Below are 24,885 nucleotides of genomic sequence, written 5' to 3' on the forward strand. Positions count from 1 at the left end.
CGGTTTACTTCTTAAGGTTATAATAGCAGTAAGCTCATTCGCTGCTGTCTTTAATTAGAGGGTTTTGATTTTTTAATCACTTCGCTGACGTAAGTAGGTAAGTCCCATGCTCCGCCAACAAAGCCTCGACACATCCCGCTGCTAGAATCTTCTATCATTGCAAATCTTTTGCCATCCCAAACCCATGTCTTACTATTCCAACAGTCCCCTATTCCTCGGTCTCTGTGAATGGCAGAAATTTCTCCATCATAATACTCAGTACCTGAGGAAGTTATGAATTGCGGCTTGCTAGGGTTAGCGTTGTTTATAGTCCAATAACCAACTCCCATATTATAGGCCCCTCGCCAGCATAAGTGACTCGCTAACGTATAATTGGCATTAATAGGTATAAAATCCCAACCAAGCGAACTAGCAGCATATTCTGCAATATTGATAGCAGCCTCACTGCTAGGGTTAATAAGCTCACAATCTCCCGTTTTATCTGCAGAGCCCACAAACTGCACAGCATCAATATCGATCCACTTATTTATGTTAGCCTGAAAATAAGCCAACTTTTTAGCATCTAATTGTTTTTTATCTTGGGCTAGATAATCGTCGGATTTTCTGACGATAGGTTTTGCTTTGGCTGATTTTGGTGTTTGCTTATTAGCACTATCTTGACTAACCAATGCCAGCGATGTTCCGACTCTTCCTTGCACCTCATCAAGCTTTAGCAATACAGCACTCATACCTTTATCACTGATAATCCAGCTAGCATTGCCGCCTCTTAGCTCTATTTTAGTATTGATACGAGCATGACGAATGATTTGTTTGGTCTGCTCTGCGTTTAGTTCGTCATCGCGAATGGCACCATAGCTTTTGTCGTTCAGCCATAGCTCTACAGTGCTAGGATTATCACCAGAAACACTTGCACTTTCCTCATCTGAAGTTAGAACAGTTACATAAGCTTTTGGCAAAGCTTTTTTTGGTTCTGCCACTAATAAGATAGAAGCTGGGTGGTCTAAATATTCTTCTTTAGTATAACCTGCCGCTCGACAAGTTAACGTATTATCGCAAACCACTTGCCAATCCTCTGCCACAAACCCCCAGCCATCAAATGGCGTCCCATAAACCGCTAGCGCGGGTAAGGATAAAGCACTTAGGGATGCTACAAATATAGTCGTTAATATTTTCACAATATAATCTCCTTGTATAAGAGCAGGTTTGGCAGTAGCTAAAAGCTATTTAATAGCAATTAAAGTAGCTCGTTTCGGTGCCGGATAGCCCTCAATAGTTTTGCTAGGGTCGTTAGGGTCAAGAAAATCACTGAGCGATTGATAAGTCATCCATTCAGTTTGGCGTTGTTCCTCTGTCGAGGTCTCAGCTACATCGACACAGCGTACATTAGAGAACCCGGCTTTTTCTAGCCAGCCAATTAATGCCGCTACTGACGGTATAAAATAGACGTTATTCATCTGCGCATAACGATCGTGTGGTACTAGCACTGTATTAGCATCGCCATCAACCACTAAGGTCTCAAGGAGTAATTCGCCACCTTTAATCAATTGGCCTTTGAGCAATTGTAAATGCTCGAATGGGGATTGGCGATGATAAAGAACCCCCATACTAAACACGGTATCGAACAGCTGACTATGCTCAGGTAATGCCTCTAATCCTACTGGAATATAATGGGTGCGATAGGCATCTGCTGCACCTACAAAATGTCGAATAGCCATAAACTGATGATAGAACAAGCATGAGGGATCAATAATAATTACCGTCTCTGCATCTAACCCTGCCATGCGCCAACCGTGATAGCCTGAGCCACCACCAACGTCTAATACCTTCCGACCTTTTATAACACTTAAGTGTGGAGCTACCCGTTGCCACTTCCAATCGCTATGCCATTCGGTATCTATAACTATCGGCTGGCTTTGCTGGTTTGAGTGTTGACTGGCGGCCACTTCATTATTGTCTTTATTGAAACGGTTGTCGTTATTGTCATTGTTACTAATACTGTTACCACTATCTTCAATAGCATCACTGCCAATTTGAAACGGCCCTTTGCGCCATGGCATCAGCTGCTTCAATAACGCTAAGGTTTGCTTACGCTCAGACGCACTGAGGCTAGTATTAATGGTCAGCTTATCACTATTTAAGTCTACGCTATCAGCTATGATAGTAGGCAGACGCGCAACTGAGGCTTGATACGCTGGCGCATGAGCATAGTTGCGCTTGTCTTTAATATCATTAAGCCATTTAGGCAGTTTAGCTAACCAGTCATAAGCGCTGGGATGCGTCTGCGCGAGGGTTAACAAAGTTAGATACAGCTCGCGTTCGGCTTGAACAATAGTGTCGTTGGTCATAATTTTCCGTAGGGTGCGTCCCGCGCACTATTAAAATAACTATAGCTTAAGATTATTTTTTAGTTAATAGATGATAAATCTTTTATTCACTGCTTTTATTAATTGCTCAGCAAAAGTGTGTTTTTGACTGATGTTTTGTTGCAAACGGCTGACCTGAACTATATTAAATATAAGCTAAAAAAGTGAAGTCAGCTGTCACTATTAATCAAAAAGCTACTATTTAGACGCTACTATTTAAACGCTATCATAGAAGCAAAATTTAAAAACTGAAACCATGTCAAATGGCGAGTAAAACCCACTTGCGCTAAGCGCTGGTGATGCTGATCTAAAGTATCCGTGATCAGTACGTTCTCCAGTGCATTACGTTTACCGCTGATTTCCATCTCAGTATAGCCATTAGCCCGTTTAAAGTCGTAATAACGCTCGACTAACCACGCATCATATTGCTCATCAAAAGCATGAGTCTTTTCAGTCAGTACTAAAATCCCACCCTCACTGAGCGCTGCATAAATCTTCGCTAATACCGCTACTCTATCGGCTGCCGGTAAAAACTGTAAGGTCAAATTCAAAATTACCATATCGCAGGATTCAAGCTCAATATCTCTGATATCAGCAGTAATGACTTCGATATCATGCTCAGCGTAATTATGAGTAAGGAGCAGCTTGGCCTCGCTAGTCATCGCAGGCGAGATATCGACCGCTTTAATCTGCAAGTCGTGCGCTGCAAACTCGCCTGCTAGCGCCATAGTGGCACCACCAAGTGAGCAGCCCAAATCATAAATACGGCTCACCCGCTGTCCACTAGCGTTTTGTTGACGATACTTACAATGACGGCGTGCAAAGATAGGCAGCATAGCCAATACTTGACCGTAACCAGGTACGCTACGACGAATCATATCAGGAAAGCAGGCCACCACTTGCTCATCGAAAGAAAAACGCGCAGCCTTATCAAGCGGCGTAGTAAATAAGGTATCGTGTTGCACAGAAGCAGAGGGCATAGTAGCAATAGTGGCAGCTGGCAAAGGAGTAGATTGGCTCATGTAACGGCTCATTTTGAATAAAGTTTTAAATAGTATTTTATCTGGCTTTGCTGGCTAATAATCTTAGCAAAAGCTCATTATAACATTACTGTTTGTTACTTAGACGCCTCCATCTGCCTGCTAAGCTAAATGCAGTAAATATAAGCTGATAAAATTAATAACCCTAAATAACAACTCATAATAACAGGACAATATAATGCAAACTATTATCTTAGGTGGTGGCTGCTTTTGGTGCACCGAATCTGTATTTTTATCGCTAAAAGGCGTTCAATCAGTAGTTTCAGGTTACATGGGTGGTGAAGCAGCGACTGCCAATTACCAAACCGTCTGTGGCGGTAACAGTGGTCATGTAGAAGTGATTAAAATAGAGTTTGATGAGTCAGTGCTGCCACTAGAAGTACTGCTAGATGTGTTCTTTGGCACTCATGATCCTACCACTAAAGATCGTCAAGGCAATGATGTCGGTAGCCAATATCGCAGCGTAGTGTATTACACTGATGAACAGCAGAAACCTACTGTTGATCGCACTATTAATAAGTTGCGTGATATGGGTCTTAATATTGTCACTGAAGTACATCCAGCGCTGGAGTTCTATAAAGCTGAAGAGGCGCATCAAGACTTCTTTAATAGAAATCCAGGTCAAGCTTATTGCAACTTTGCTATTCCCCCTAAGCTTGCCAAGCTACGTAAAGAGTTTAGCAAATATATGGTCAGCTAGACGCTAAGTTGACCATAAAACAAGGGTTTAGAATTAATCGTTACTTTAAATCCTTAATAAAAAGGCCAAGTGTTGCTACGCTTGGCCTTTTTATTGGGTACTATAGTAGTCATATTAAAATATAACTCACTAAAGCCACTCATAAATAAGACCCTACTGATAAAGGTAATAATATGAACCCTGAATTTTGGCAAGCACGTTGGCAAGATAAGCGTATTGGCTTTAATCAACCGAAAGTTAATCCATTGTTAGTGAAGTATTTCTCAGTTTTAGACTTGCCAGTGGGTAGTCGGGTCTTCGTCCCATTATGTGGTAAGTCTATTGATATGCGGTGGTTGGTCGAACAAGGCTATGAGGTGGTTGGTGTAGAGTTAGTAGAGTCAGCGGTGCAAGAATTCTTCGCTGAGCACAATCTCTCAGCTACTATCACTGAACATCCTGATCATGCCAATATCAAATGCTATCGAGCTCAACTAGCAGGCAAAACTATAGCGTTATGGGTTGCTGACCTCTTTGCCCTAGCTGCTGCTGATATCGGTCCTATAGATGCGGTATACGATAGAGCTGCCTTAATCGCTATGCCAGCAGATATGCGTCCAAAATACAGCGAGCAAGTACGCCAGTTAAGCAGTAATGCTGATGCTAATATTAATGCCAGCCAACTACTGCTTACCCTAAATTATGATCAAAATGAATGGTCTGGGCCACCGTTCTCAATCAGTAGCCAACAAATCCAGCAGTACTATAGCGAGCACTACCAAATAACTGAGCTGGAAGCTGAACCCTCAACTTTAAATGCCAACCCTAAGATGGCGGTAAATGAGCATGTATGGCTATTGGAGCAAAAATAATTGAATAACTTAATGAAGATCTTAGTGATTTTAATAAGCCTAATCGCCTTGTTACTAGTTGCCCTATCAGCGCCTTTTCATAAACTTGGTATCATCGACTTAGGCACCTCGTTTATAGGCTTTAAATATGGGGTATATACTGGTATTGCAGCGCTAATGCTGTTGGTTTTACTGATTATCTTGCAAGTTATCACTAAGCGAAAAATCATAACTTTTAGCAGTGCAGCAACGGTTGTTTTATTTTCTGGCATTGCTATAGCCGTGCCCCTAATCATGATGAACAGAGGGAGTAACGTACCGCCTATTCACGATATTTCGACTGACTTAGTCAATCCACCCCAATTCGTAGCTATTGTACCGCTACGAGCTGACGCGCCAAATCCTGTAGCTTATGAAGGTGAAGCATCAGCGGCTATGCAGCGTCAAGCTTATCCCGATATTAAGACCTTAACTTATATGCAGCCAAAAGCTGAACTAGTAAAGGCAGCAGCACAGGCCGCTGAAAACTTAGGCTGGGAGATGGTAAACACTGATGCTAATACCGGCTTAATTGAGGCCACTGATACCACGACTTGGTTTGGCTTTAAGGACGATGTGGTCGTACGTATTGAAGATAAGGGCGATAAGCGTATAGTTGATATTCGCAGCAAATCACGAATGGGTGCCAGCGATTTAGGCAAAAACGCCGAGCGTATTCGTGGTTTTATTAAAGAGTTGAATTCTGTTTTGGAGCAGTGATTGGGGTTTTAGTTTTACTACTCTCCATTCACCCAATCAACTTTTTGATAATGTATTCAAGCTCATGCCTTTGATATAGATTAGGCATACTATCCATAATTAATTTAAGCGTTTCGAAGTCCTGTATGTTGATTGGTGGAGAATGAGACTGGTTAGGATCAAAGGTAAACTTTATATTATCAATTAAACCTTTACGCCTGCGTTCTGACTCACGATTGTTTAAGTTTAATATTTCAATAGCTTGCTTACCTCGTTCAGTATCAGATACTAGCTCACCTGCAAGATTTAGTTTGATCTCACTATCACATTCGGTCATCAGTGGTGTTAATGGCAATGCCTGACTACCTTTGGCGTTATCACACTGTTTGCGCGTACTACAACTCAGTAGCAAATTTTCATAATCAAAGCATTTTTTCGGATAGTCCTGCCGACATTGCAAATGCTCAATATGAGTTGTTTTATCATCTATGATTTGACAGCAATAACAACACAAGCCATTTTGTTCTTGAGACAATTGTTCTCGAAGTTTCGTTTTTAATTCTTCTGGAATCTGACCCCATTGTTCTGATTTATATGACTTAAAACCTTTAACGCTTTCTTCAGGCATTTTGCCTAACTTATCAATTTTTTGCATAGTCAGTCTTATTGGTATTTTTATTGTCTGTAAGCTTAGCTTGAGCTAGCATTAGACGGCACTTCAATAATTCCAAATTATCCAAAGGTAATTGCTTAGCTAACTCATCTATCTTTTTATCTGCCTCATCATAATAATGGTTACTGATAGCGCGACGAATAATTGTAAACTGCTTTTCAACTTTACTATCACGAATATCTACATCAAATATCTTAGTCAAAACGGTATTGACGTCTTCGCCATAAACATTAGGCATTTCAATTAGTTCCCCATCTTCTAGCGAGTATAATAAAATATCATTACGATCGCTAATCACATGCGGTGAATGTGTCGTTAAGATAAATTGCACATTTGGGAAAGTTTTTACAAGTTTATCGATCAAATCATGTTGCCACTTTGGGTGTAAATGCAGATCGACTTCATCAATCATTACCACGCCTTCGCCTTCAAGCGGGTTATCAAGGCTTGGGTTAAGCAGCGCTAAGCGGCGAGCAATATCTCCAACTAAAGCTAATAAAGACTTTTCGCCTTGCGAGAGTTGGTTGACGTCTAGCTCTTCACCGTCTTTTTCAACAATCATGGTTGGCGTGCCTTGACGGCGAATATGTACATTCTTAAAACTAGTGAAAAACTCAATGGAATCACGAACAGCAGAGAGCAAGTTATCTTGAAACTTGTTATTGAATTGGAAATGAATTTTATCTCTAATATTATGAATTAGTTCTAAGGTCATCAAGTCTATTTCATCTTGAGGTAATGCTTTTTTCGCTATATTTTTTGGATAGTTGAACTCACTTTTTAACAAACTTACTAGGTCTGAATCGTCTTTATGCAAGTTTCTAATTTTAGCTTTCTCTTCGTTTTCAATGTCCTCTCGTTCACGAAACCACGCAAAAAAACTTTCAAAACTAACTGATTTTTCTAACGCATTATCATAGGCAGTAAATTGATTATTGATAAAATTATCGCTAATTTCAACTGGCGTACTCCTAATGGTACGTTCCACAGGGTAATAAGCGAATATAGGGAGACTAGTGTCTTCATTATTTTCAAATTGATAGACATAGCTTCTGATTACTTTAGACAGCCTGTTAACTCTCAATCCATAGGTAGCAGGTCTAAATTTTTTCTCAGTAGTAGCATCAATTTTCCAATCTGCTTTGATATTTTCTTCATACCATTGATTATTTCTTTCAATACAGCTTAAATCTTCAATGTTAATTTTAACTGAAGATAGATATGTATTATTCTTTATATTAGACTGAGTTAGTTCTATTCCGTCTGCATTTTCATCATGTAGTTTTGCAATAAACCAACTAAGCCCAGTCGCCAAAGCCTGCAAAATCTGCGACTTGCCCGCGCCATTATTTCCCACAATTACAGTGACATTACTAGTCTTCTCAGCTGTCGGAGCAAAGTCTATTGTTAAGTCTTCGAAGCGACCATAATTTTGCAATTGTAATCGTTTAACTTTCATTTTAATTATCTCTTTTAAATAGTATTTGATACCAATTCTTTAAAACAGTATAACAATATAAACCAGCGGCTAGCATAGCTATTATTCACAGACAGCTTACCGTATTAACCCCCAACCTCACCCTTGCGTCAGCTTATAGTAACTAAGTGCGTCTATGCCTTTTCTTTATTATTAATATTGGTTACTCTAAACTAATCTTACCACCTTGCATCTTTGATTTTATTTCTGGCCTTGCCACTATTTATATTTATAGGATATCTTTATGCGTTTGACCCATTTATCTACCTTATCTTTGCTAAGCGCCGCTATCGGATTGACTCTTGCCAGCACCGCCCAAGCGGCTAGTACTAACGCCCCTAATTTATCGAATTCTCAATTCCAGCAGTGTCTAGATGGTCTAAAAAACTCTAGCAAATTTCGCGGTGTCGATAGTTCTACTTTTGAGAGATATCGCCCTACTGAACCTGATCCTAGCGTGATTCAATCTTTAAATTACCAGCCTGAATTTCAAAAAGATATTTGGGATTATCTCTCCTCATTAGTCGATAGTGAACGGGTAGAAGATGGTATTCGTGCCAAGCGTCAGTGGGCAGATACCTTACGTAGTATCGAATCGCGTTATGGCGTCAAACCTGAGCATGTCCTAGGAGTATGGGGTGTAGAATCAAATTTCGGCCAGACTTTGGGTAAAAAACCTTTGTTTGACTCTTTAGCGACTTTATCTTGTTTTGATCGTCGTCAGAGCTATTTTCAGGGTGAATATGCCAATGCCCTAAAAATTGTCCAAAACGGTGATATTAGACCTAATGACATGACTGGCTCATGGGCAGGGGCTTTTGGACAAACCCAGTTTATGCCTAGTACCTTTTTAGAATTAGCGGTCGACTTTGATGGTGACGGTCGTCGTGACTTGGTCAATAGTGTGCCAGATGCGCTAGCCTCTACTGCTAATTTCCTAGCCAAACGTGGTTATCGCTCTGGTGAACCTTGGGGTTATGAAGTCAAATTGCCTAGTGGCTATTGGGCAGCATCTGATCGCAAAAATAAAAAGTCGATGAGCCATTGGCGTGATCAGGGCTTAACCTTAGCTAATGGTGGCCCGCTGCCTTATGATTTAAGTAGTGCTGGATTATTGATGCCTGCTGGTAAAGACGGCCCTGCCTTTTTAGTAGGCAAGAATTTTGATACTTTCTACTCTTATAATGCCTCGGAGAGCTATGCCCTTGCGATAGCGCATTTATCTGATCTTGTCACTAGTGAGAATAGTAGTAAGACTGACTTCATTACCGCTTGGCCTACTGATGATCCGGGTATTGGTCGCCAAGAAGCTCGCGATATTCAACAAGGCCTGTTAAATGCAGGTTATGAGATTGGCGCCGTTGATGGCATCATTGGTGACAATACTCGCACTGCTATTCAACAGTACCAATCTAGCCGTGGCATCTTCCCAGCCGATGGTCGTGCTGGTCAAAAGTTCCACCGTCTGATCGCTGCTCAAAGCTCGCCTCGTAGCAATAGTGCCTCTGGTAATCAGTACGGAACGCAATATAATCAAGCGTCTAATAGTCAATCTGTGAATCAAGCATCTGCTGATCGCATGGGACAACTGATTCAACAACAAACCGTTAGGCCTACTGTGTCCTCAACGCAACCGTCAACCTCAGGTAATATCCGTTATCGTCAAGTTACAGGTAGTGATGGATCAGTACGTTTAGAGCGTGTTAATTAAGACGCTCTATTGCAGTAGTGATACTAGTAGCTGACAGCTATTAGGCAATGAAGTATTAAAAATAAAACCCCCGCTAATCCTTTAGAGTAGCGGGGGTTTTATTTTAGTTGCTCATAAAACGAGCACAACCATTATACAATCGGCGGTGCATTAGGCTTACCATTGTCACCATCCCAGTTTTCACGAGCTTTATCATCCAGATCCTCAGGAGTTTTATGCTCCCATTTGCCATTTTCTTTCCAAGTAGCATCGCCCCAATCATCTTTCTCTTTATCATCCCAGTCATTATAGGTTTTACTAGGATCAAGGCCTCTGCGCTTCATGTCAGCCACTTGCTCTTCTAAAGTATGGAATTGCTCAGTGTCATGCATAGTTTTTTCAAGCTCAGCAATTTCTTTTTTTAATTCTTCGCGTTTAGAGTCGTTCATTGCGCTCTCCTCATATAAATAATAATAGTTTAAATAGAAATATTTGCTCTTGTAGGAGTTATCATAAAACTAGAAGTTATTATAAAACTCACTATGGTCTATGGCTTATAGTCTGACCCACTTTGATCTTTTTTTAAACCTTATGCACGTATGCTTTGTATTACAAAACGTAGCACTGCTCCTTGAGCTACCAACAGCTCTTCTGTCTGTCACTATAGCTGCTGCTAATAAAGGTTTTGCCCTATTGATTAATGATGATACTCAATAACGGCTTCTGAGCCTAGTAATCGCGGTAGCATATCGATGAGAGCAGTATCATACTTACTGGCATAAAAATTTAATGGTTTAATGACATTAGGGGTTTGTGATAAGGCTAATATTTTATTAGTCACTAGCAAATACTGAACACGAGCAGCAATAGCTTGCCCAGAATCAACTACGCCTAACGACAACTTTTTATCTTCAATCTCACGCAATAAAAACTCTCGAAAAAAAGGATAATGGGTACAGCCTAGCACTAAGTAATCTACTTCATCGGCAGCCAGCTGGCGTATTTTTTCACGTAGACGCTGAGCAGTTTCAGAATCTTCAGGCATACCTGCCTCTACCCAAGGCACTAGCTGCGGATCAAAGTACTTAGTGACAATACTACCTTTAGGAGTCGCCACCTCGGCGATCACTTGGTTCAATAGTGAACCTTCTAGAGTGGCCTTAGTGGCGAGTACGGCTATTTTGCCAGTTTTGCTCTGTGATACTGCGGGTTTAAGGGCAGGTACTAACCCTACGATTGGCAACTGTGGATAGCGATAACGAGCCACTTCCAACGCATGAGCTGAAGCACTATTGCAAGCAATGACGATCAGCTTGCAACCTTGTTTATATAGCCAGTCAATCGCGACTAAGGTCAGCGCCTCAATATCTTTGCTATCACGATTGCCATACGGTACATGCTTAGTATCTGCATAATAGAGGTAACGCTCAGCTGGTAGCTGCTGCGCTAAATGTAAATATACTGATAGGCCACCTATACCTGAATCAAACAACCCAATCGGGGCATCGCTTCTAGTATTAGACTCATTGATTTTTAGTTCAGTAGTTATCGATTCAGTAGTTATGAGTTCAATGATTTGAGAGTCATTGTCCTGATAAAGAGCGTTGCCAATAGCTTGCTGATCACGGTTATTATGTTTAATATCCACCTGATAGCTATGACTCCCCTGATAGGGCTTTTCAATACAGTCGCTACCGTCATTACATAGGACGTTATTCTCTTGCCAAGCTGCAGAATCAGTCATGCTCTCTTTACCACTAGTTATAATAAGATAAAAGTGAAAACTAAGATGGTATTATCCGCTTATTAGCCCATCAAAGCGACTTATTGCTGAGCCTACAGGCTAATGGTTAACTGCTAAACATCAGACTAAGCTGCAAGGCTATGATCTAGTTAATACCAAGCTGCTAATTCTCTGGCATTGACAACTGGTAAGACTTGCCACCACTATGTAAGGTCAAAATCGTCTTACCTTGCTGTTCACTTAAGTCACCAATCTCCGTCAAATGATAAAAAGTATTACGGCCAATTAATGCCGTTAGACCATTACGGACTGGCATATAAGGTCGCACTTGTGCTGTAACTCCTGCCTGTTCTTTATCTGACTCATAAGCTCGTAAAGTAATAGGATGTGCCTCATCCAAGCGTACTATATCGCCAGTAGTAGTAGTGAATTCTAGCCAGCTCAACTGCTTGCCATCGAGCACTTCATTGACGATACCCACATCATTGATCAGCAGCGGTACATCTTCTACTTGAATACGTAATTTTTGTACTGGGGTTTTTAGATAATACTCCGTACCACCAGCGCCTTGCTCTTGCCATAATACTGTCGCAAACAAAGTAACCAATGACTCACGGGTCATCAGCCCACCTTCATGCCACCATTCGCCATTGGCTTTGATAACTAAATCCATATCATCAACTTGCTCAGGATGCCATTGTTCCAAAGGCGGTATAGAACGCCCTTGACGGCTGCCTGCATCAGCCTTGAGATAGTGACTGAGTGCTTCAATCTTAGTCAGATCGTCACTAGGGGGTTGATTAACGGCCGAGTTTTGCTGATTGATGCTATCACTACTTACGCTCGCAGCTGTTTTTTTACTATTGATATCGTCGTTCATAACACAATCTCCTTATTAGCGATTACCTAGTCATTAAAGTTTGCCCTATCGGCTATTACTATTCATTTTAGTTTCGGGTATGATAGGACAATTAGGCATTATAGGTTTAATATTACCTTAACACCGATACTCGTAAATGCGTATCGTGTTTGTAGGACTTTTCTTTTATAATGAGTAACGACTTTTTATTAAAAGAGTCCTGTAACGGTTACTTTAATTGTCTTTTTTAAGTTAACTATTGCTTTGTTTTTCCCTGATAGTCCCAAATAATAATACTTGATAGCTACTTTATGATGGTTTGAGGCCATTATCCTGACTGTTATTAGTATTATATTAGTCATTAGTCTGCTGCAGATCTTATCATCTCACCAGTCTCATCATTTCAATGGTAACGTTGTCGATTGATGCCGTAAAGACAGTTTTATCGGGCAGCCATATATCTGTAGGTAATTAGACTCGCAAGCTTTATTATTCGATTGCTAGGTTAATTATACTCAAAGATAAGCCACTACAAGTTTAGGAGTAGGTATGCAAGAGCAAGACCATAAAACGTCAGTCGTTAATGCTGATGTCGTCAACACTGAAGCGCCAATAGCTATAGATACACCCCCATCAGATTTAGTCAATACAGATCTCAATAGCGTGGCGGACACTGAGTCCAATACCTTAGTTGTTGATTCTGTAGACGCTGGAAATAACAGCATGACTATTAATGACACAGCTGTAGTAGAACCACAAGCTGTTGAAGAGATAGCTGTCGATCAACCTAGTGCAGTGCCAGTCGAAACTGTGGTCACCGAACAACCTATCGCAGCTGTTAGCGTTGAAAAGCAACCAGAATTAGTGGTTGCTGAAGAGCCTGAGATTGAACGTGAATCGATGGAGTTCGATGTCATCGTAGTAGGGGGTGGTCCTGCTGGTCTATCTGCTGCCATTCGTCTGCGTCAGCAAGCGATTGCTGCTGGTAATGACGAATTTTCGGTATGTGTGGTTGAAAAAGGTTCTGAATTTGGGGCGCATATCCTATCAGGTGCAGTTATTGAACCGCGCGCTTTAGATGAGCTGATTCCAGACTGGAAAGAGAAAGGTGCTCCTTTGACGGTTGTTGCACGTGAAGACCGAGTCTACATGTTAGGTTCAGCTAAGCGTAGTACTAAGCTGATCGATTCAGTTATTCCAGAAAGCATGCACAACAAAGGCAATTATATTGTCTCTTTAGCTAATGTAGTACGTTGGCTTGCGGCCCAAGCTGAAGAGCTAGAAGTAATGATGTTCCCAGGCTTCCCAGCTGCTGAAATCTTATACAACGATGATGGCTCAGTAAAAGGTATCTTAACCGGTGATATGGGCGTAGCAGCCAATGGCGACACTAAGGCTAGCTTTGAGCCAGGTTACGAGCTACTGGCCAAGTACACTATCTTTGCTGAAGGTAGCCGTGGTCATTTAGGTAAACGCTTAATCAGTCGTTTCAACCTTGATAAAGATTGTGATCCGCAGCATTACGGGATTGGTCTCAAAGAGCTGTGGGATATTGATCCTGCTAAGCATGAAGAAGGTGTGGTCATGCACGGTTCAGGTTGGCCTTTGACTGATACAGGCTCATCAGGCGGTTGGTGGTTATATTTTGCCGCAGATAATCAAGTCAGCTTTGGTATAGTGATCGATCTTTCCTACTCCAATCCTTATATGTCGCCATTTGATGAATTGCAGCGTTTAAAAACCCATCCGCTAATTCGTAATATTTTAGAGGGCGGTAAACGCATCTCTTATGGCGCACGCTCATTAACTAAAGGCGGTTTGAACTCCTTGCCTAAATTGACTTTCCCAGGTGGGGTCTTGGCTGGTGATGATGCTGGATTCTTGAATCCTGCCAAAATCAAAGGCACGCACACTGCTATGAAGTCAGGCATGCTAGCTGCTGAAGCTGTGTTTGAAGCCTTGCAAGATGGCCGTCAACACGATGAAGTACTGGCTTATACGGCTATGTACAAAGACTCATGGTTGTATAAAGATAACTTTGATGCGCGTAACTTCTCGCCTTCAATGCATCGCATGGGTCAGTGGATGGGCGGTGCCTTTAACTTTATCGAGCAAAACTTGCTCGGTGGTCAGGCTGTTCTGACTATTCATGATAACGCACGTGATTATGACCAATTAGAGCGCGCCGCTCATGCTTATAAGCCGGAATATCCTAAGCCAGATGGCAAGCTTACTTTTGATAAGCTATCGTCAGTATTTATCTCTAATACTAACCATACAGAAGATCAGCCAGTACATTTAAAATTGACTGATGCTACTGTGCCTATTTCGATCAATCTACCTTTGTATGCAGAGCCAGCGCGTCTATATTGTCCTGCTGGGGTCTATGAAGTCGTAGAAGATGCCAAAGGTGCTCATTTCGTCATTAATGCGCAAAACTGTGTCCATTGTAAAACTTGTGATATCAAAGATCCTTCGCAGAATATCAACTGGGTAACCCCAGAAGGCGGCGGCGGTCCTAACTATCCAAATATGTAAGCCCCTAAAGACTAGGGTTGGTTTAAAGCTTTAGTCCTAAGCTTATATATTAAAAACTGTCCAATAAAAAGCCCGCTCATTAACGAGCGGGCTTTTTGTTATCACTAATTTAAACTAGTCAGGCCAAGCTTCACGATTGGCTTCATCTTTTAGCTTAACAAAGTGATCAGGATTAAAGGTGATTTGGTCACCTGACTTGCCTTCCTTAACTTGACGTTCATAATCACGCAGTATGCGTAGGGCTACTGGTGATAATAGAACAATTGCTATTAAGTTAGTCAAAGCCATCAAACCCATAGATAAGTCAGCAAAGTTCCAGATAGCGGGTAAGCTTGCAACCGCTCCGACGAATACCATACCTAGTACTAAGAAGCGAAACACCATAATCATTACTTTGGCATTTTTACTACCAGAGATAAATTCGAGGTTGGACTCGCCATAGCTATAGTTAGCAATGATCGATGTGAATGAGAAGAAGAAAATCGCAATTGCTACGAATATTACCCCTAAATCACCAACATATTGCGATAAAGCTAGCTGAGTTAACTGAATACCTTCTTGCTCAACATCAGGATTGACCACACCTGATAAAATAATAATGGAGGCAGTCGCTGTACAAATCACTAGGGTATCAATGAATACCCCTAACATCTGCATAAACCCTTGGACCGCTGGGTGATCAGGACTACTCTTAGCAGTCGCTGCAGCATTAGGCGCTGACCCCATACCGGCTTCGTTCGAAAACAAACCGCGCTTGATACCATTAATCATAGCTTGGGCGATACCATAACCTATCACCCCACCTGCTGCCTGCTCAAAGCCAAATGCCGACTTAACAATCAGCACAATCGCTGCTGGAAACTGACTAAAGTTAGTAACAATAATGAATAATGCTAACAGGATATATAAAATCGCCATTACGGGTACTACTTTGCCGGCAATGCGAGCTACTGAACGTAAACCACCAAATACTACTGGTGCTACTAACAATACTAATACTAGACCTGTCATCCAAGTTGGCACCCCAAAGGCTTCATGAGTTGCCTGAGCGATAGTATTAGACTGCACCCCATTGAATGCTAAGCCAAAAGCGATTAGCAGACAAATGGAGAAAAACACTGCCATCCAGCGCTGACCTAAGCCCTTTTCAATATAATAAGCGGGTCCACCACGATAGACATTGTCATCAGTATGTGGAACTTTATAGGCTTGCGCTAGAGTGGACTCAATAAAACTAGTCGACATCCCTACTATAGCGGTCATCCACATCCAAAAAACCGCTCCTGGACCACCAAGATAAATAGCAATCGCTACCCCTGCTAGATTACCAGTACCTACTCGAGCGGCCAGCGAGGTCATTAGCGCCTCAAAGGAGCTGATGCCTCCATCTTTGCGACCCTGATTAGAGGTTCGTAATAACTTCCACATATGACCAAAGTAGCGAAACTGTACAAAACGAGTAGCAAGGGTAAAATAGACACCTGCGCCAATCAGTACAAACATCAATAATCCATACCAAGGATTACCAACAATCAACCAATCATTATTGCCCCAGATGACACTTACGCCATAGTTTACAATGTCGTTAAACCAACCCGCTATCCCTTCACTCATATTACGCTCCACACTTATATTTTATATAGGAGACCTGTTGATATCACCAATGATATTAAGCAGATCCTAATGTCTTTATGACTCTCACTCACCTATTCATAGTGTTTTAACTACTTTTGTTTAACACTAATAAATAACAACTTCATATGTTTCAAGGTAACTGAGATATATCATGTGGCGGCATTTTAGCTGAATATGAATCATTAGATTGTTTTTTTCTCTTATCCTACAAATTTTAAACATTATGTAAATAGCCATTTGCCCAGCTTCTGCTTGATTATCATTGCTGATATAGAAAAATAATATTTGTAGATTATAGTTAGAATCAAATATTTACAGCACTTAGTTGATTTGAATGGGCGAATTATTACGTCCCATAAAGATCAATTATCACTTCACAAACTTTATTTATAAAATAGCTGCCATTTATTATCAGTAAGCTTTATTATGTTTATAATAATAAAGCCATAGTGCAAACAGGGGTTTGTCCAAGCATAGTCATCAGTAAGCACATCAACATCATTCGCATCCTATAAATAGTTGCTAGCTAATTAGCATTAAACATTTAGTTACAAAAAGTAAAGTAAATATTTTTATTGTTAATTGGATGAAATTTTTATATATTCTTTATCGGTGAATTACTACCGTTCATATGAGTATGGTAATAAAGAGTAACCAAGCGTTAGACGACATTGTTAGAAACACAAGAGATGAGATGAAAATCCATAGTCAAGGCTACTGAATTTTTATTCAGGTAAGCCAAAGCAAAGACTGTGATAGTCGGTCAATAAAGCACTGCACGATTAGCTTTTGCTAAATAGTGCTTTGATCGGGGATAAATTAGGTATCTACACTTCAGTCACTTGCTCATTTAGACAATGAAATACCCCATTTGAAGCAGCAGTCCATGATTGGACCAAAAAACAAGGAGTTGGTTATGAATGATTCACAGGTAGAACGAATTATGAATAATCCAAAGTTTCAAGAGATGGTAAGTAAAAAGCGCAGACTTAGCTGGACGTTAACTGCAATTATGCTGTTTGTTTACGTCGGTTTTATGCTTTTGGTTGGTTACAATAAACCATTTTTAGCAAGCTCGTTTAGTGGAGGTGTTACTACTTGGGGAATTCCCTTAGGACTAGGGATTATCGTGCTGTCATTTGTGTTGTGTGGCGTATATTCGTATATTGCCAACAACACGCTTGATTCACTCAATGAAGAAACCCTTAAAGAAATTGAGGCCATTGCACACGAAGAAGGAACGCATTGAGATGACATTAACATCACCTAAAGCGATACTAGTCGCACTCATAAGTTTATGCTGCTCTACTATGGCACTTGCGGGTCCTGATTTAGGAGTTGCCGAGCAACAGGCAACCAATTGGCCTGCAATTATCATGTTTATGATCTTTGTTGGTTTTACGCTAGTAATTACTAAATGGGCCGCTGGGCAAACCCAATCAACCGCAGATTTTTATACGGCAGGCGGTGGAATCAGTGGTTTTCAGAACGGTTTAGCGATTGCAGGTGACTATATGTCAGCCGCATCTTTTCTTGGTATTTCAGCATTAGTATTTAGTTCGGGTTTTGACGGCTTGCTCTACTCACTCGGCTTTATGGTCGGTTGGCCTATCGTATTATTCCTCATTGCAGAACGCCTGCGAAATCTGGGTAAATTCAACTTATCCGATGTGGTTTCATTTCGCTTAGAAGAGAAGCCTGTACGCACACTGGCAGCTTTTAGTTCTTTAGTGGTAGTCGCTTTTTATCTAATTGCACAGATGGTGGGTGCCGGTCAGTTAATCAAACTGCTATTTGGTTTGAACTATAATATTGCCGTAGTTGTAGTAGGCTTATTGATGACTGCCTACGTTCTATTCGGTGGTATGTTGGCAACCACTTGGGTACAAATTATTAAAGCAGTTATGCTACTAAGTGGTGCAACCTTTATGGCATTTATGGTCATGAAATCGGTTGATTTTAGCTTTAGTAATATGTTCAATCAGGCGATCGTTGCCTATGGCAAAGCCCATAGCACTAGTGTTACAGATGCCGTTAAGATTATGGGACCTGGCAAACTGACTGAAAATCCAATTGATGCCCTATCACTTGGTCTTGCACTCATGTTTGGTACCGCAGGATTACCTCATATCCTAATGCGCTTTTTCACGGTAAAAGATGCCAAAGAAGCGCGTAAGTCTGTTGTGGTTGCAACCGGATTTATTGGCTACTTTTACCTACTGACCTTTATTATTGGTTTTGGTGCCATCTTGTTCATTGCCAATAACCCACAGTTTCTTGATGTCGCAAAATCAGCACTTACTGGTCAATTAGAGTTAACTGGTGGTAATAATATGGCCGCCATTCACTTAAGTGAAGCGCTAGGCGGTGATTTATTTATGGGCTTTATCTCAGCCGTTGCCTTTGCCACTATCCTTGCGGTAGTAGCTGGTCTGACGCTTTCAGGGGTATCGGCTATTTCGCATGACCTATATGCTAACGTGTTTAAAAAAGGTCAAACTACCCCTGAGTCTGAAATGAAAGTTTCAAGATATGCCACTTTAGGTTTGGCAGTCTTCGCTATGATTCTAGGGATCTTGTTTGAAAAACAAAACGTTGCTTTCATGGTTGGTCTAGCATTCTCGGTAGCTGCTTGTGCCAACTTCCCAGTACTAGTACTGTCGATGTTTTGGAAGGGTTTGACAACGCGTGGCGCTGTAATTGGCGGTATTGTTGGTCTAGTAGGCGCTGTTGGTTTGATTATTCTATCTAAAGCCGTTTGGGTCGATACGCTTGGGATTTCCGAGACCGCACCTAACCCATTCAATGGTCCGGCATTATTTGCTATGCCACTATCATTCCTATGCTGTTGGTTTTTCTCGGTAACGGATAAATCAGCCCGTGCAGAAAAAGAACGTAAGGCATTTGATGCTCAGTTTGTTCGTTCGCAAACCGGCATTGGCATATCTGGTGCTTCTGACCACTAATAGATTAATGATTATCTAGTACATTAATAGTATAGTAGTCTCTTTATAATGGTGCTATTCATCACTCACAGGCAGTAGCTTGTGAGTGATTTTTTTATAGAAATTTATAGTGTTAGCAAACTGCTAACCTGTGTTGTTTCTATTAAATAAATATTTAGTTACATAAAGTAATTTAAATTCATTTATTGTTAACGTTGCATATATTTTTTAGAGGTTTACAATGGACAACTATAATAAGTCCATTACGTAGTTATGGAATTAAAACTATTAGCTTATCAGTTATTATATTTAGAACACACTGCGTCTATTTTGCTTTTGCTACCGCTTCATTATTTAATTAGATAGATTGTTTTTACAATCTTTAGTATTATTGAACAAATATTCGATATTTCATATATAATATTTTCAGAGATTCTTGCCCTATTTTTTAATAATTGTGGCCAGTTATTTGGATTCATCAAACTGTTTTGCGAAGTTTAGAATCATAGCATAGCTGGCTTTTTTGTTAAGGGATGAACGTTAGATTATAACTGCTGGGTATATGCCAACCATCTACCCTGTTTTATGTTAGACAAAAGGAGTTGTCATATGGATAAGTATAACGATCCATCTGGTTATTGGCGCGCCAATATCCGTCTTATTATAGGTAGCCTTATTGTTTGGGCACTGTGCTCATATGGGTTCGGTATCTTGTTACGTCCGTTGATTTCAGGTATTAAAATTGGCGGTACTGATTTAGGCTTTTGGTTTGCTCAACAAGGGTCGATTGGCATATTCATCATCTTAATTTTCTTCTACGCTTGGCGTATGAATAAGTTAGATAAACAATATGGCGTAGACGAGGAATAGCCCTATGAGTCAATTTACTATTAATATCATTTTTGTAGGTCTATCTTTCGCTTTATACTTCGGTATTGCTTGGTGGGCACGTGCAGGTTCAACTAGTGAGTTCTATGTTGCTGGCGGCGGTGTGCATCCAGTAGTCAACGGAATGGCAACGGCTGCTGATTGGATGAGTGCTGCGTCATTTATCTCAATGGCAGGTATTATTGCAACTAGTGGTTACGGCGCATCAACGTACTTGATGGGTTGGACTGGTGGTTATGTTCTACTAGCCATGCTGCTAGCCCCTTACTTACGTAAATTCGGTAAGTTCACGGTTCCTGACTTTATTGGCGACCGTTTTTACTCTAAGACTGCCGCTATGATAGCCGTGGTCTGTTTGATTATTGCTTCTACTACTTATGTTATCGGTCAGATGACTGGTGCTGGTGTTGCATTCTCACGCTTCTTAGAAGTTGAAAGCACAACTGGTCTTATTATCGCTGCTGTAGTGGTATTCTTCTATGCCGTACTTGGTGGTATGAAAGGGATTACTTACACTCAGGTTGCTCAGTACGTAGTACTGATGATTGCTTATACTATCCCTGCAGTATTTATTTCGCTTGAGTTGACGGGTAACCCGATCCCAGGTTTAGGCTTGTTCTCAAACCACGTAGAATCTGGCGTTCCTATCTTGACTAAGCTGAACCAAGTTGTTACTGACTTAGGTTTTACCTCTTATACAGCTGACGTACCTAACAAGCTAAATATGGTGTTATTTACTCTATCTCTAATGATAGGTACAGCAGGTCTGCCACACGTTATCATTCGTTTCTTCACAGTCCCTAAAGTTGCTGACGCACGTTGGACAGCTGGTTGGACTTTAGTGTTTATTTCGCTACTATATTTTACTGCTCCAGCAGTAGGTGCTATGGCGCGTTTAAACTTAATCGACACTATCTACCCACAAGGCGTAGAACAGCCTGCTATTGAATATAATCAGCGTCCTGATTGGATGAATACTTGGGAAGAGACAGGTCTTATCAAGTATAACGACTTGAATAATGACGGTCGCATTCAGTTATATAGCGATAGTGGACTTGGCGCCGCTGAGCTCGCATTAAAAGCAGCACAAGCTGACGGCGGCGACATTGCTGCGGCTACAACTGCAGTTAATGAAGCACGTGTCAAGCATGACTTAGAGCGTGATGGCGTCTTTACTGACAGAGGTTGGGCAGGTAACGAGTTAGACGTGAATGCTGATATCTTAGTATTAGCTAACCCAGAAATTGCCCAGTTACCAGGTTGGGTTATCGGTCTTATCGCCGCAGGTGGTTTGGCAGCAGCATTATCAACAGCAGCTGGCCTATTACTCGCAATCTCATCAGCGATCAGTCATGACTTGATCAAAAGAAACCTTAATCCGAACATCAGTGATAAAGACGAGTTAAAATATGCTCGTATCACTATGGGCGTAGCGATCGTGGTTGCCACTTACTTGGGTATTAATCCACCAGGATTTGCCGCACAAGTAGTAGCCCTAGCCTTTGGTATTGCGGGTGCTTCACTGTTCCCAGTACTAATGATGGGTATTTTCTCTAAGCGTATTAACAACCTTGGCGCTATCGCCGGTATGTTAACGGGTTTGATTAGTATCTTAGTCTATATCTTTATGTTTAAAGGTTGGTTCTTCATCACTGGCACTGCAAACTTCCCTGATACTGAAGAGTACTGGTTGTTTGGTATCTCGCCATTATCATTTGGTGCGGTCGGTGCCTTACTTAACTTTATCGTAGCGTTCGCTGTATCTTACGCTACTGCGCCACCACCAGCACATATCCAAGAGTTGGTTGAAAGCGTACGTTCTCCACGTGGTGCTGGCGGTGCCATTGACCATTAAGCTATAGATATAATAAGCTTAAATGTTAAAGATATCGTTAGTTACTCTATCTATCACTCACAGGCAGTAGCTGCTTGTGAGTGATTTTTTTATCCTAAGGTTATAAAGTAGCTTTGATTGAGGTAGACTTTATGACGACTCATTATTGTGTTAAATGCGCCTATGGCGTTAAGGACAGCTGTTATGCTATTTGAGTTTATCGCTACTATAGCTGCCGGTTTCGGCTTAGCTGGTGTGGCACTGATTATAACTCACCTATCCAAATTGGCAGGTAAACGGGCGCCAAAATGGCTTATTCCTTTGTTTGGTGCTATTGGTATTTTTGCTTTTCAAATAAATCAAGAATACAACTGGTTCAGCCAACAAGTTGCCGAACTTCCTAAAGGAGTAACGGTTGTTAAAAAAGTTGAAGAAAGCACTTGGTTTCGTCCTTGGTCCTATGTGAAACCGCAAACTTTTCGCTTTATAGCCGCCGACGCTGGCAATGCACGCGCCAATGCAGATAACAAAGACATGTATTTGGTTAACTTATATCTGTTTGAGCGCCGTAGAAGTGTCCAACAGATGCCGCAAGTTATAGATTGCGCTACTCCTGCACGTGCAGATTATGTTCTACAAGAAAAAGACAGTACGCTGAGCATTGATGATCATGTCAAGCAAACCACTGCATGGCGGCCGTTGACTAAAGACGACCCTATATTTATCAGCGTATGTTCGAAGAATACTTAGTTACTGATGAATAGTGATGTTTAGAATTAGCTCCTAATAGCAGACCGGCGCATAGACCACCAAAATGCGCCGCAAAGGAGATACCTTGCTGAGGCATTAGTCCTTGTTTAATAGTAAACCAAAACCCTGCACCCATAACAATACAAGCTAACAAATAGCCCCATCGTCTCGCAAATACCGCTCCCCCTATCATAAACCCGAGCATCGCAAAACAAAGTCCTGAAGCACCGATATGAATTGATGATTCCGACCCGATCAACCATGTCATCACTCCTGAGGCGATTATAAGCTTCAAAATCGTGCGATAAGCATTGTTCTCAAATAAGCCAAATAGAAAAAGTATCTGTAGCAAGGTTAAGCTATTACCTATGATGTGAGTAATGTCACCATGCATAGTCCAAGAGGCAAACACCCCCACTATACTGCGTAAATCAAAGGTGCGCGGGGCAATACCGAATATATTCCACAAGCCAAATAAAAAGATATTATTGACGAAAAACATAACCCACATAGGGACGAGTACAAAGGCGTATAAGCCAATGACTTGCTTTAAGCGCACTATAATCAAAGAAAGCAACGATTGCCAATTCATAGATAAAGAGCCTAGTATTATTGTAAATGCACAATTTTAGTAATTTACAGACAAAACAGCGGGCTCGACAGGCACAAAGGACAGCAGTGAAGCATCTTTATCGCCTGTTGAGTAGTTATTAGCATGTAGCAGCGAAGTGGAATGATAAGGTACTAAGGCGGTTGGCACAAAGTTACGTGCAGCATCAATGTGCTTTATAGAGTCATCAAAGAATATATGCGGTGCAAAGGTCTTTAGCACGGCTGTTTTATCAAGACCTCCTAGAAAAAAAGCCATATCAACGTCTACTCCCCATTGTCGCAGCGTCTTTATCGCTCGCAAATCGGCTGGTGCATTACGGGCAGTTACTAAAGCGATATTAATAGGCCGATGATCCATGTGCACAGGTAGACGCTCTTGTAACTTCGATAACTTAATCAACAGCTCAGCATAAGGACCTTTTTCAATCGGTAAATCACGCATCTGTGCTTCACGGTCATGAAAAGCCTTTAGACCCTTCTGCTTATACAATAGCTCTCCTGAGTCATCAAACAGTACCGCATCACCATCAAAAGCTATCCGCAGCTGCTCGGTGTCTAACTCATAAGTATTTACTGGGGTGGCATCAAGGATAGCACAAGCACAAATATTGGCATCAGCGACTTGCTGAGCGTCATTACGATTAGTAGTCAAAAACAAATCAATATTAAAATCATTAATGTAAGGCGCTACTAAACTACCCGATATAAAAGCTGAACGTGAAATACTCAGACCATGCTCACGAATGGCGTTGAGCACTTGTATACCAGTATCAGGACTACTCTTGGAGACGATCACTACTTCGACTAAGGGAGCCTGAAGATCTATATCTGGCTGAGTGCAATCATGGCAATAGTTATTGAGGTTAAGCAAAGCTTTTATAAGTGGGTAGCCTGCTCCTATAGCCAAAGGCTCATTCTCACGCTCAGCCATATAGTCACGAAACTCTTTTATAGCTCGGTTAGGACGGTGCTCAAGCAACTGTAGCAGATGGTTTTCTGATTCAGATAAATCAAATAAAGCAGTGGCAGAAATAGCCACTATCAAGGTATTACTAAAATCGACTGACATAATTTTCTACTTATATAAAAACTTATATTTTGAATGATTACTTTAAGCTAAGTTTACTACAGTAGCAAAATATATAATGATGATAAAAGTTGCTATCACATCATATCCTTGTAATAAAATCGGATACTCAATACCTAACTATAAGCTATAGCGCAAAAAAAGACTGCCATAGCAGTCTTTTTTATTATAAATAATATAAGGTCAGTATTTTTTGCAATCGACTAATATTATAGGCAAAAAAAGAAAAGCCCCCAACGAATTAACGTTGGGGGCTTTATCTAGAATAGAGAGCTGACGATAACCTGAGCGCTGTTAAAACAAAGCAGTGCTTTGTTAGGCTGCGCAAGAGAAAACCCTTTAAATAGGGTTTTCGGTGTAGGTCACTACTAAAGTAAAGATAAAAAAATTCCCTAACCAGATAACTGATTAGGGAATTTTAGAATAGAGAGCTGACGATGACCTACTCTCACATGGCCGGAGCCACACTACCATTGGCGCGA

The 24,885-nt window shown here is 41.0% G+C and carries 21 protein-coding genes; 10 read left to right on the forward strand and 11 right to left on the reverse strand.

The window, feature by feature from the left end:
* Window positions 1-50: 50 nt before the first annotated feature.
* The 3 genes from JMY09_RS11795 to cmoA all read right to left on the reverse strand — a co-directional run bounded on the left by JMY09_RS11795 (window position 51) and on the right by cmoA (window position 3,397).
* The gene (locus tag JMY09_RS11795) at window positions 51-1,175 is read right to left on the reverse strand and encodes a DUF1176 domain-containing protein (protein ID WP_227677303.1); all 1,125 of its coding nucleotides are present in this window, start codon (window positions 1,173-1,175) and stop codon (window positions 51-53) included.
* Between the two features lie 45 nt (window positions 1,176-1,220).
* A complete protein-coding gene (gene cmoB / locus JMY09_RS11800; RefSeq protein WP_201623795.1) occupies window positions 1,221-2,345 on the reverse strand; it encodes a tRNA 5-methoxyuridine(34)/uridine 5-oxyacetic acid(34) synthase CmoB in 1,125 nt (374 codons plus the stop codon).
* 230 nt (window positions 2,346-2,575) lie between these two features.
* Window positions 2,576-3,397, reverse strand: coding sequence for a carboxy-S-adenosyl-L-methionine synthase CmoA (cmoA, locus tag JMY09_RS11805; RefSeq protein WP_379606725.1), 822 nt, complete (start codon window positions 3,395-3,397; stop codon window positions 2,576-2,578).
* 184 nt (window positions 3,398-3,581) lie between these two features.
* On the opposite strand from cmoA, the gene msrA reads away from it, so the two are divergent.
* The 3 genes from msrA to JMY09_RS11820 all read left to right on the forward strand — a co-directional run bounded on the left by msrA (window position 3,582) and on the right by JMY09_RS11820 (window position 5,692).
* Complete coding sequence (gene msrA / locus JMY09_RS11810) at window positions 3,582-4,103, forward strand: peptide-methionine (S)-S-oxide reductase MsrA (protein WP_201623796.1); 522 nt, start codon at window positions 3,582-3,584, stop codon at window positions 4,101-4,103.
* A 173-nt stretch (window positions 4,104-4,276) separates the two neighbouring features.
* Window positions 4,277-4,954, forward strand: coding sequence for a thiopurine S-methyltransferase (gene tmpT / locus JMY09_RS11815; protein ID WP_201623797.1), 678 nt, complete (start codon window positions 4,277-4,279; stop codon window positions 4,952-4,954).
* Complete coding sequence (locus JMY09_RS11820; RefSeq protein ID WP_265088019.1) at window positions 4,955-5,692, forward strand: DUF1499 domain-containing protein; 738 nt, start codon at window positions 4,955-4,957, stop codon at window positions 5,690-5,692.
* Window positions 5,693-5,720: 28 nt separating this feature from the next.
* Here the strand turns inward: JMY09_RS11820 and JMY09_RS11825 are convergent, their stop codons facing one another.
* Window positions 5,721-6,326 carry a retron system putative HNH endonuclease gene (locus JMY09_RS11825; protein WP_201623798.1) on the reverse strand — a complete coding sequence of 202 codons (606 nt, stop codon included), beginning with the start codon at window positions 6,324-6,326 and terminating at the stop codon, window positions 5,721-5,723.
* Window positions 6,313-7,803: an AAA family ATPase gene (locus JMY09_RS11830; protein ID WP_201623799.1), complete on the reverse strand. Its 1,491-nt coding sequence runs from the start codon at window positions 7,801-7,803 to the stop codon at window positions 6,313-6,315. The genes JMY09_RS11825 and JMY09_RS11830 overlap by 14 nt, the downstream gene beginning before the upstream one ends.
* A gap of 262 nt (window positions 7,804-8,065) precedes the next feature.
* On the opposite strand from JMY09_RS11830, the gene JMY09_RS11835 reads away from it, so the two are divergent.
* Window positions 8,066-9,532: a lytic murein transglycosylase gene (locus JMY09_RS11835; RefSeq protein ID WP_201623800.1), complete on the forward strand. Its 1,467-nt coding sequence runs from the start codon at window positions 8,066-8,068 to the stop codon at window positions 9,530-9,532.
* 131 nt (window positions 9,533-9,663) lie between these two features.
* Here JMY09_RS11835 and JMY09_RS11840 read toward each other — a convergent pair whose 3' ends face one another.
* The 3 genes from JMY09_RS11840 to JMY09_RS11850 all read right to left on the reverse strand — a co-directional run bounded on the left by JMY09_RS11840 (window position 9,664) and on the right by JMY09_RS11850 (window position 12,135).
* Window positions 9,664-9,960: a hypothetical protein gene (locus JMY09_RS11840; protein WP_201623801.1), complete on the reverse strand. Its 297-nt coding sequence runs from the start codon at window positions 9,958-9,960 to the stop codon at window positions 9,664-9,666.
* 248 nt (window positions 9,961-10,208) lie between these two features.
* On the reverse strand, window positions 10,209-11,255 hold the full coding sequence (gene murI, locus JMY09_RS11845; protein WP_201623802.1) for a glutamate racemase: 1,047 nt from the start codon (window positions 11,253-11,255) through the stop codon (window positions 10,209-10,211).
* A 163-nt stretch (window positions 11,256-11,418) separates the two neighbouring features.
* A complete protein-coding gene (locus JMY09_RS11850; protein WP_201623803.1) occupies window positions 11,419-12,135 on the reverse strand; it encodes a DUF1285 domain-containing protein in 717 nt (238 codons plus the stop codon).
* Between the two features lie 879 nt (window positions 12,136-13,014).
* Here JMY09_RS11850 and JMY09_RS11855 point away from each other — a divergent pair.
* Window positions 13,015-14,652: an electron transfer flavoprotein-ubiquinone oxidoreductase gene (locus JMY09_RS11855; protein ID WP_227677305.1), complete on the forward strand. Its 1,638-nt coding sequence runs from the start codon at window positions 13,015-13,017 to the stop codon at window positions 14,650-14,652.
* A gap of 114 nt (window positions 14,653-14,766) precedes the next feature.
* Here JMY09_RS11855 and JMY09_RS11860 read toward each other — a convergent pair whose 3' ends face one another.
* The gene (locus JMY09_RS11860; RefSeq protein ID WP_201623804.1) at window positions 14,767-16,266 is read right to left on the reverse strand and encodes an alanine/glycine:cation symporter family protein; all 1,500 of its coding nucleotides are present in this window, start codon (window positions 16,264-16,266) and stop codon (window positions 14,767-14,769) included.
* A 937-nt stretch (window positions 16,267-17,203) separates the two neighbouring features.
* On the opposite strand from JMY09_RS11860, the gene JMY09_RS11865 reads away from it, so the two are divergent.
* The 5 genes from JMY09_RS11865 (at window position 17,204) to JMY09_RS11885 (ending at window position 22,704) form a co-directional block, all read left to right on the forward strand.
* Window positions 17,204-17,536, forward strand: coding sequence for a DUF485 domain-containing protein (locus JMY09_RS11865; protein ID WP_201623805.1), 333 nt, complete (start codon window positions 17,204-17,206; stop codon window positions 17,534-17,536).
* Between the two features lies 1 nt (window position 17,537).
* On the forward strand, window positions 17,538-19,253 hold the full coding sequence (locus JMY09_RS11870) for a cation acetate symporter (RefSeq protein ID WP_201623806.1): 1,716 nt from the start codon (window positions 17,538-17,540) through the stop codon (window positions 19,251-19,253).
* A 588-nt stretch (window positions 19,254-19,841) separates the two neighbouring features.
* Window positions 19,842-20,102 (forward strand): DUF4212 domain-containing protein, encoded by a 261-nt coding sequence (locus JMY09_RS11875; protein WP_201623807.1) that lies wholly within the window; start codon window positions 19,842-19,844, stop codon window positions 20,100-20,102.
* A 4-nt stretch (window positions 20,103-20,106) separates the two neighbouring features.
* The gene (locus JMY09_RS11880) at window positions 20,107-21,975 is read left to right on the forward strand and encodes a sodium:solute symporter family protein (protein WP_201623808.1); all 1,869 of its coding nucleotides are present in this window, start codon (window positions 20,107-20,109) and stop codon (window positions 21,973-21,975) included.
* A 183-nt stretch (window positions 21,976-22,158) separates the two neighbouring features.
* Window positions 22,159-22,704, forward strand: a complete 546-nt coding sequence (locus JMY09_RS11885) for a hypothetical protein (RefSeq protein ID WP_201623809.1) — start codon at window positions 22,159-22,161, stop codon at window positions 22,702-22,704.
* Here JMY09_RS11885 and JMY09_RS11890 read toward each other — a convergent pair.
* Both JMY09_RS11890 and JMY09_RS11895 read right to left on the reverse strand, forming a co-directional pair.
* Window positions 22,679-23,296 carry a rhomboid family intramembrane serine protease gene (locus tag JMY09_RS11890; protein WP_201623810.1) on the reverse strand — a complete coding sequence of 206 codons (618 nt, stop codon included), beginning with the start codon at window positions 23,294-23,296 and terminating at the stop codon, window positions 22,679-22,681. The genes JMY09_RS11885 and JMY09_RS11890 overlap by 26 nt on opposite strands.
* 36 nt (window positions 23,297-23,332) lie before the next feature.
* Complete coding sequence (locus JMY09_RS11895; protein ID WP_201623811.1) at window positions 23,333-24,385, reverse strand: 5'-nucleotidase; 1,053 nt, start codon at window positions 24,383-24,385, stop codon at window positions 23,333-23,335.
* Window positions 24,386-24,885 lie beyond the last annotated feature (500 nt).

Source organism: Psychrobacter urativorans, assembly GCF_904846695.1.
GTDB classification, from domain to species: Bacteria; Pseudomonadota; Gammaproteobacteria; order Pseudomonadales; family Moraxellaceae; genus Psychrobacter; species Psychrobacter urativorans.

Bases quoted from the DNA above. Each gene is read 5' to 3' on its own strand.
- JMY09_RS11850 (WP_201623803.1), bottom strand. From the start codon at position 12,135: ATGAACGACGATATCAATAGTAAAAAAACAGCTGCGAGCGTAAGTAGT.
- JMY09_RS11855 (WP_227677305.1), top strand. From the start codon at position 13,015: ATGGAGTTCGATGTCATCGTAGTAGGGGGTGGTCCTGCTGGTCTATCT.
- murI (WP_201623802.1), bottom strand. From the start codon at position 11,255: ATGACTGATTCTGCAGCTTGGCAAGAGAATAACGTCCTATGTAATGAC.
- tmpT (WP_201623797.1), top strand. From the start codon at position 4,277: ATGAACCCTGAATTTTGGCAAGCACGTTGGCAAGATAAGCGTATTGGC.
- JMY09_RS11890 (WP_201623810.1), bottom strand. From the start codon at position 23,296: ATGAATTGGCAATCGTTGCTTTCTTTGATTATAGTGCGCTTAAAGCAA.
- JMY09_RS11840 (WP_201623801.1), bottom strand. From the start codon at position 9,960: ATGAACGACTCTAAACGCGAAGAATTAAAAAAAGAAATTGCTGAGCTT.
- JMY09_RS11880 (WP_201623808.1), top strand. From the start codon at position 20,107: ATGAGTCAATTTACTATTAATATCATTTTTGTAGGTCTATCTTTCGCT.
- JMY09_RS11865 (WP_201623805.1), top strand. From the start codon at position 17,204: ATGAATGATTCACAGGTAGAACGAATTATGAATAATCCAAAGTTTCAA.
- JMY09_RS11885 (WP_201623809.1), top strand. From the start codon at position 22,159: ATGCTATTTGAGTTTATCGCTACTATAGCTGCCGGTTTCGGCTTAGCT.
- JMY09_RS11875 (WP_201623807.1), top strand. From the start codon at position 19,842: ATGGATAAGTATAACGATCCATCTGGTTATTGGCGCGCCAATATCCGT.
- cmoB (WP_201623795.1), bottom strand. From the start codon at position 2,345: ATGACCAACGACACTATTGTTCAAGCCGAACGCGAGCTGTATCTAACT.
- JMY09_RS11825 (WP_201623798.1), bottom strand. From the start codon at position 6,326: ATGCAAAAAATTGATAAGTTAGGCAAAATGCCTGAAGAAAGCGTTAAA.
- JMY09_RS11860 (WP_201623804.1), bottom strand. From the start codon at position 16,266: ATGAGTGAAGGGATAGCGGGTTGGTTTAACGACATTGTAAACTATGGC.
- JMY09_RS11830 (WP_201623799.1), bottom strand. From the start codon at position 7,803: ATGAAAGTTAAACGATTACAATTGCAAAATTATGGTCGCTTCGAAGAC.
- JMY09_RS11835 (WP_201623800.1), top strand. From the start codon at position 8,066: ATGCGTTTGACCCATTTATCTACCTTATCTTTGCTAAGCGCCGCTATC.
- JMY09_RS11895 (WP_201623811.1), bottom strand. From the start codon at position 24,385: ATGTCAGTCGATTTTAGTAATACCTTGATAGTGGCTATTTCTGCCACT.
- msrA (WP_201623796.1), top strand. From the start codon at position 3,582: ATGCAAACTATTATCTTAGGTGGTGGCTGCTTTTGGTGCACCGAATCT.
- JMY09_RS11870 (WP_201623806.1), top strand. From the start codon at position 17,538: ATGACATTAACATCACCTAAAGCGATACTAGTCGCACTCATAAGTTTA.
- cmoA (WP_379606725.1), bottom strand. From the start codon at position 3,397: ATGAGCCGTTACATGAGCCAATCTACTCCTTTGCCAGCTGCCACTATT.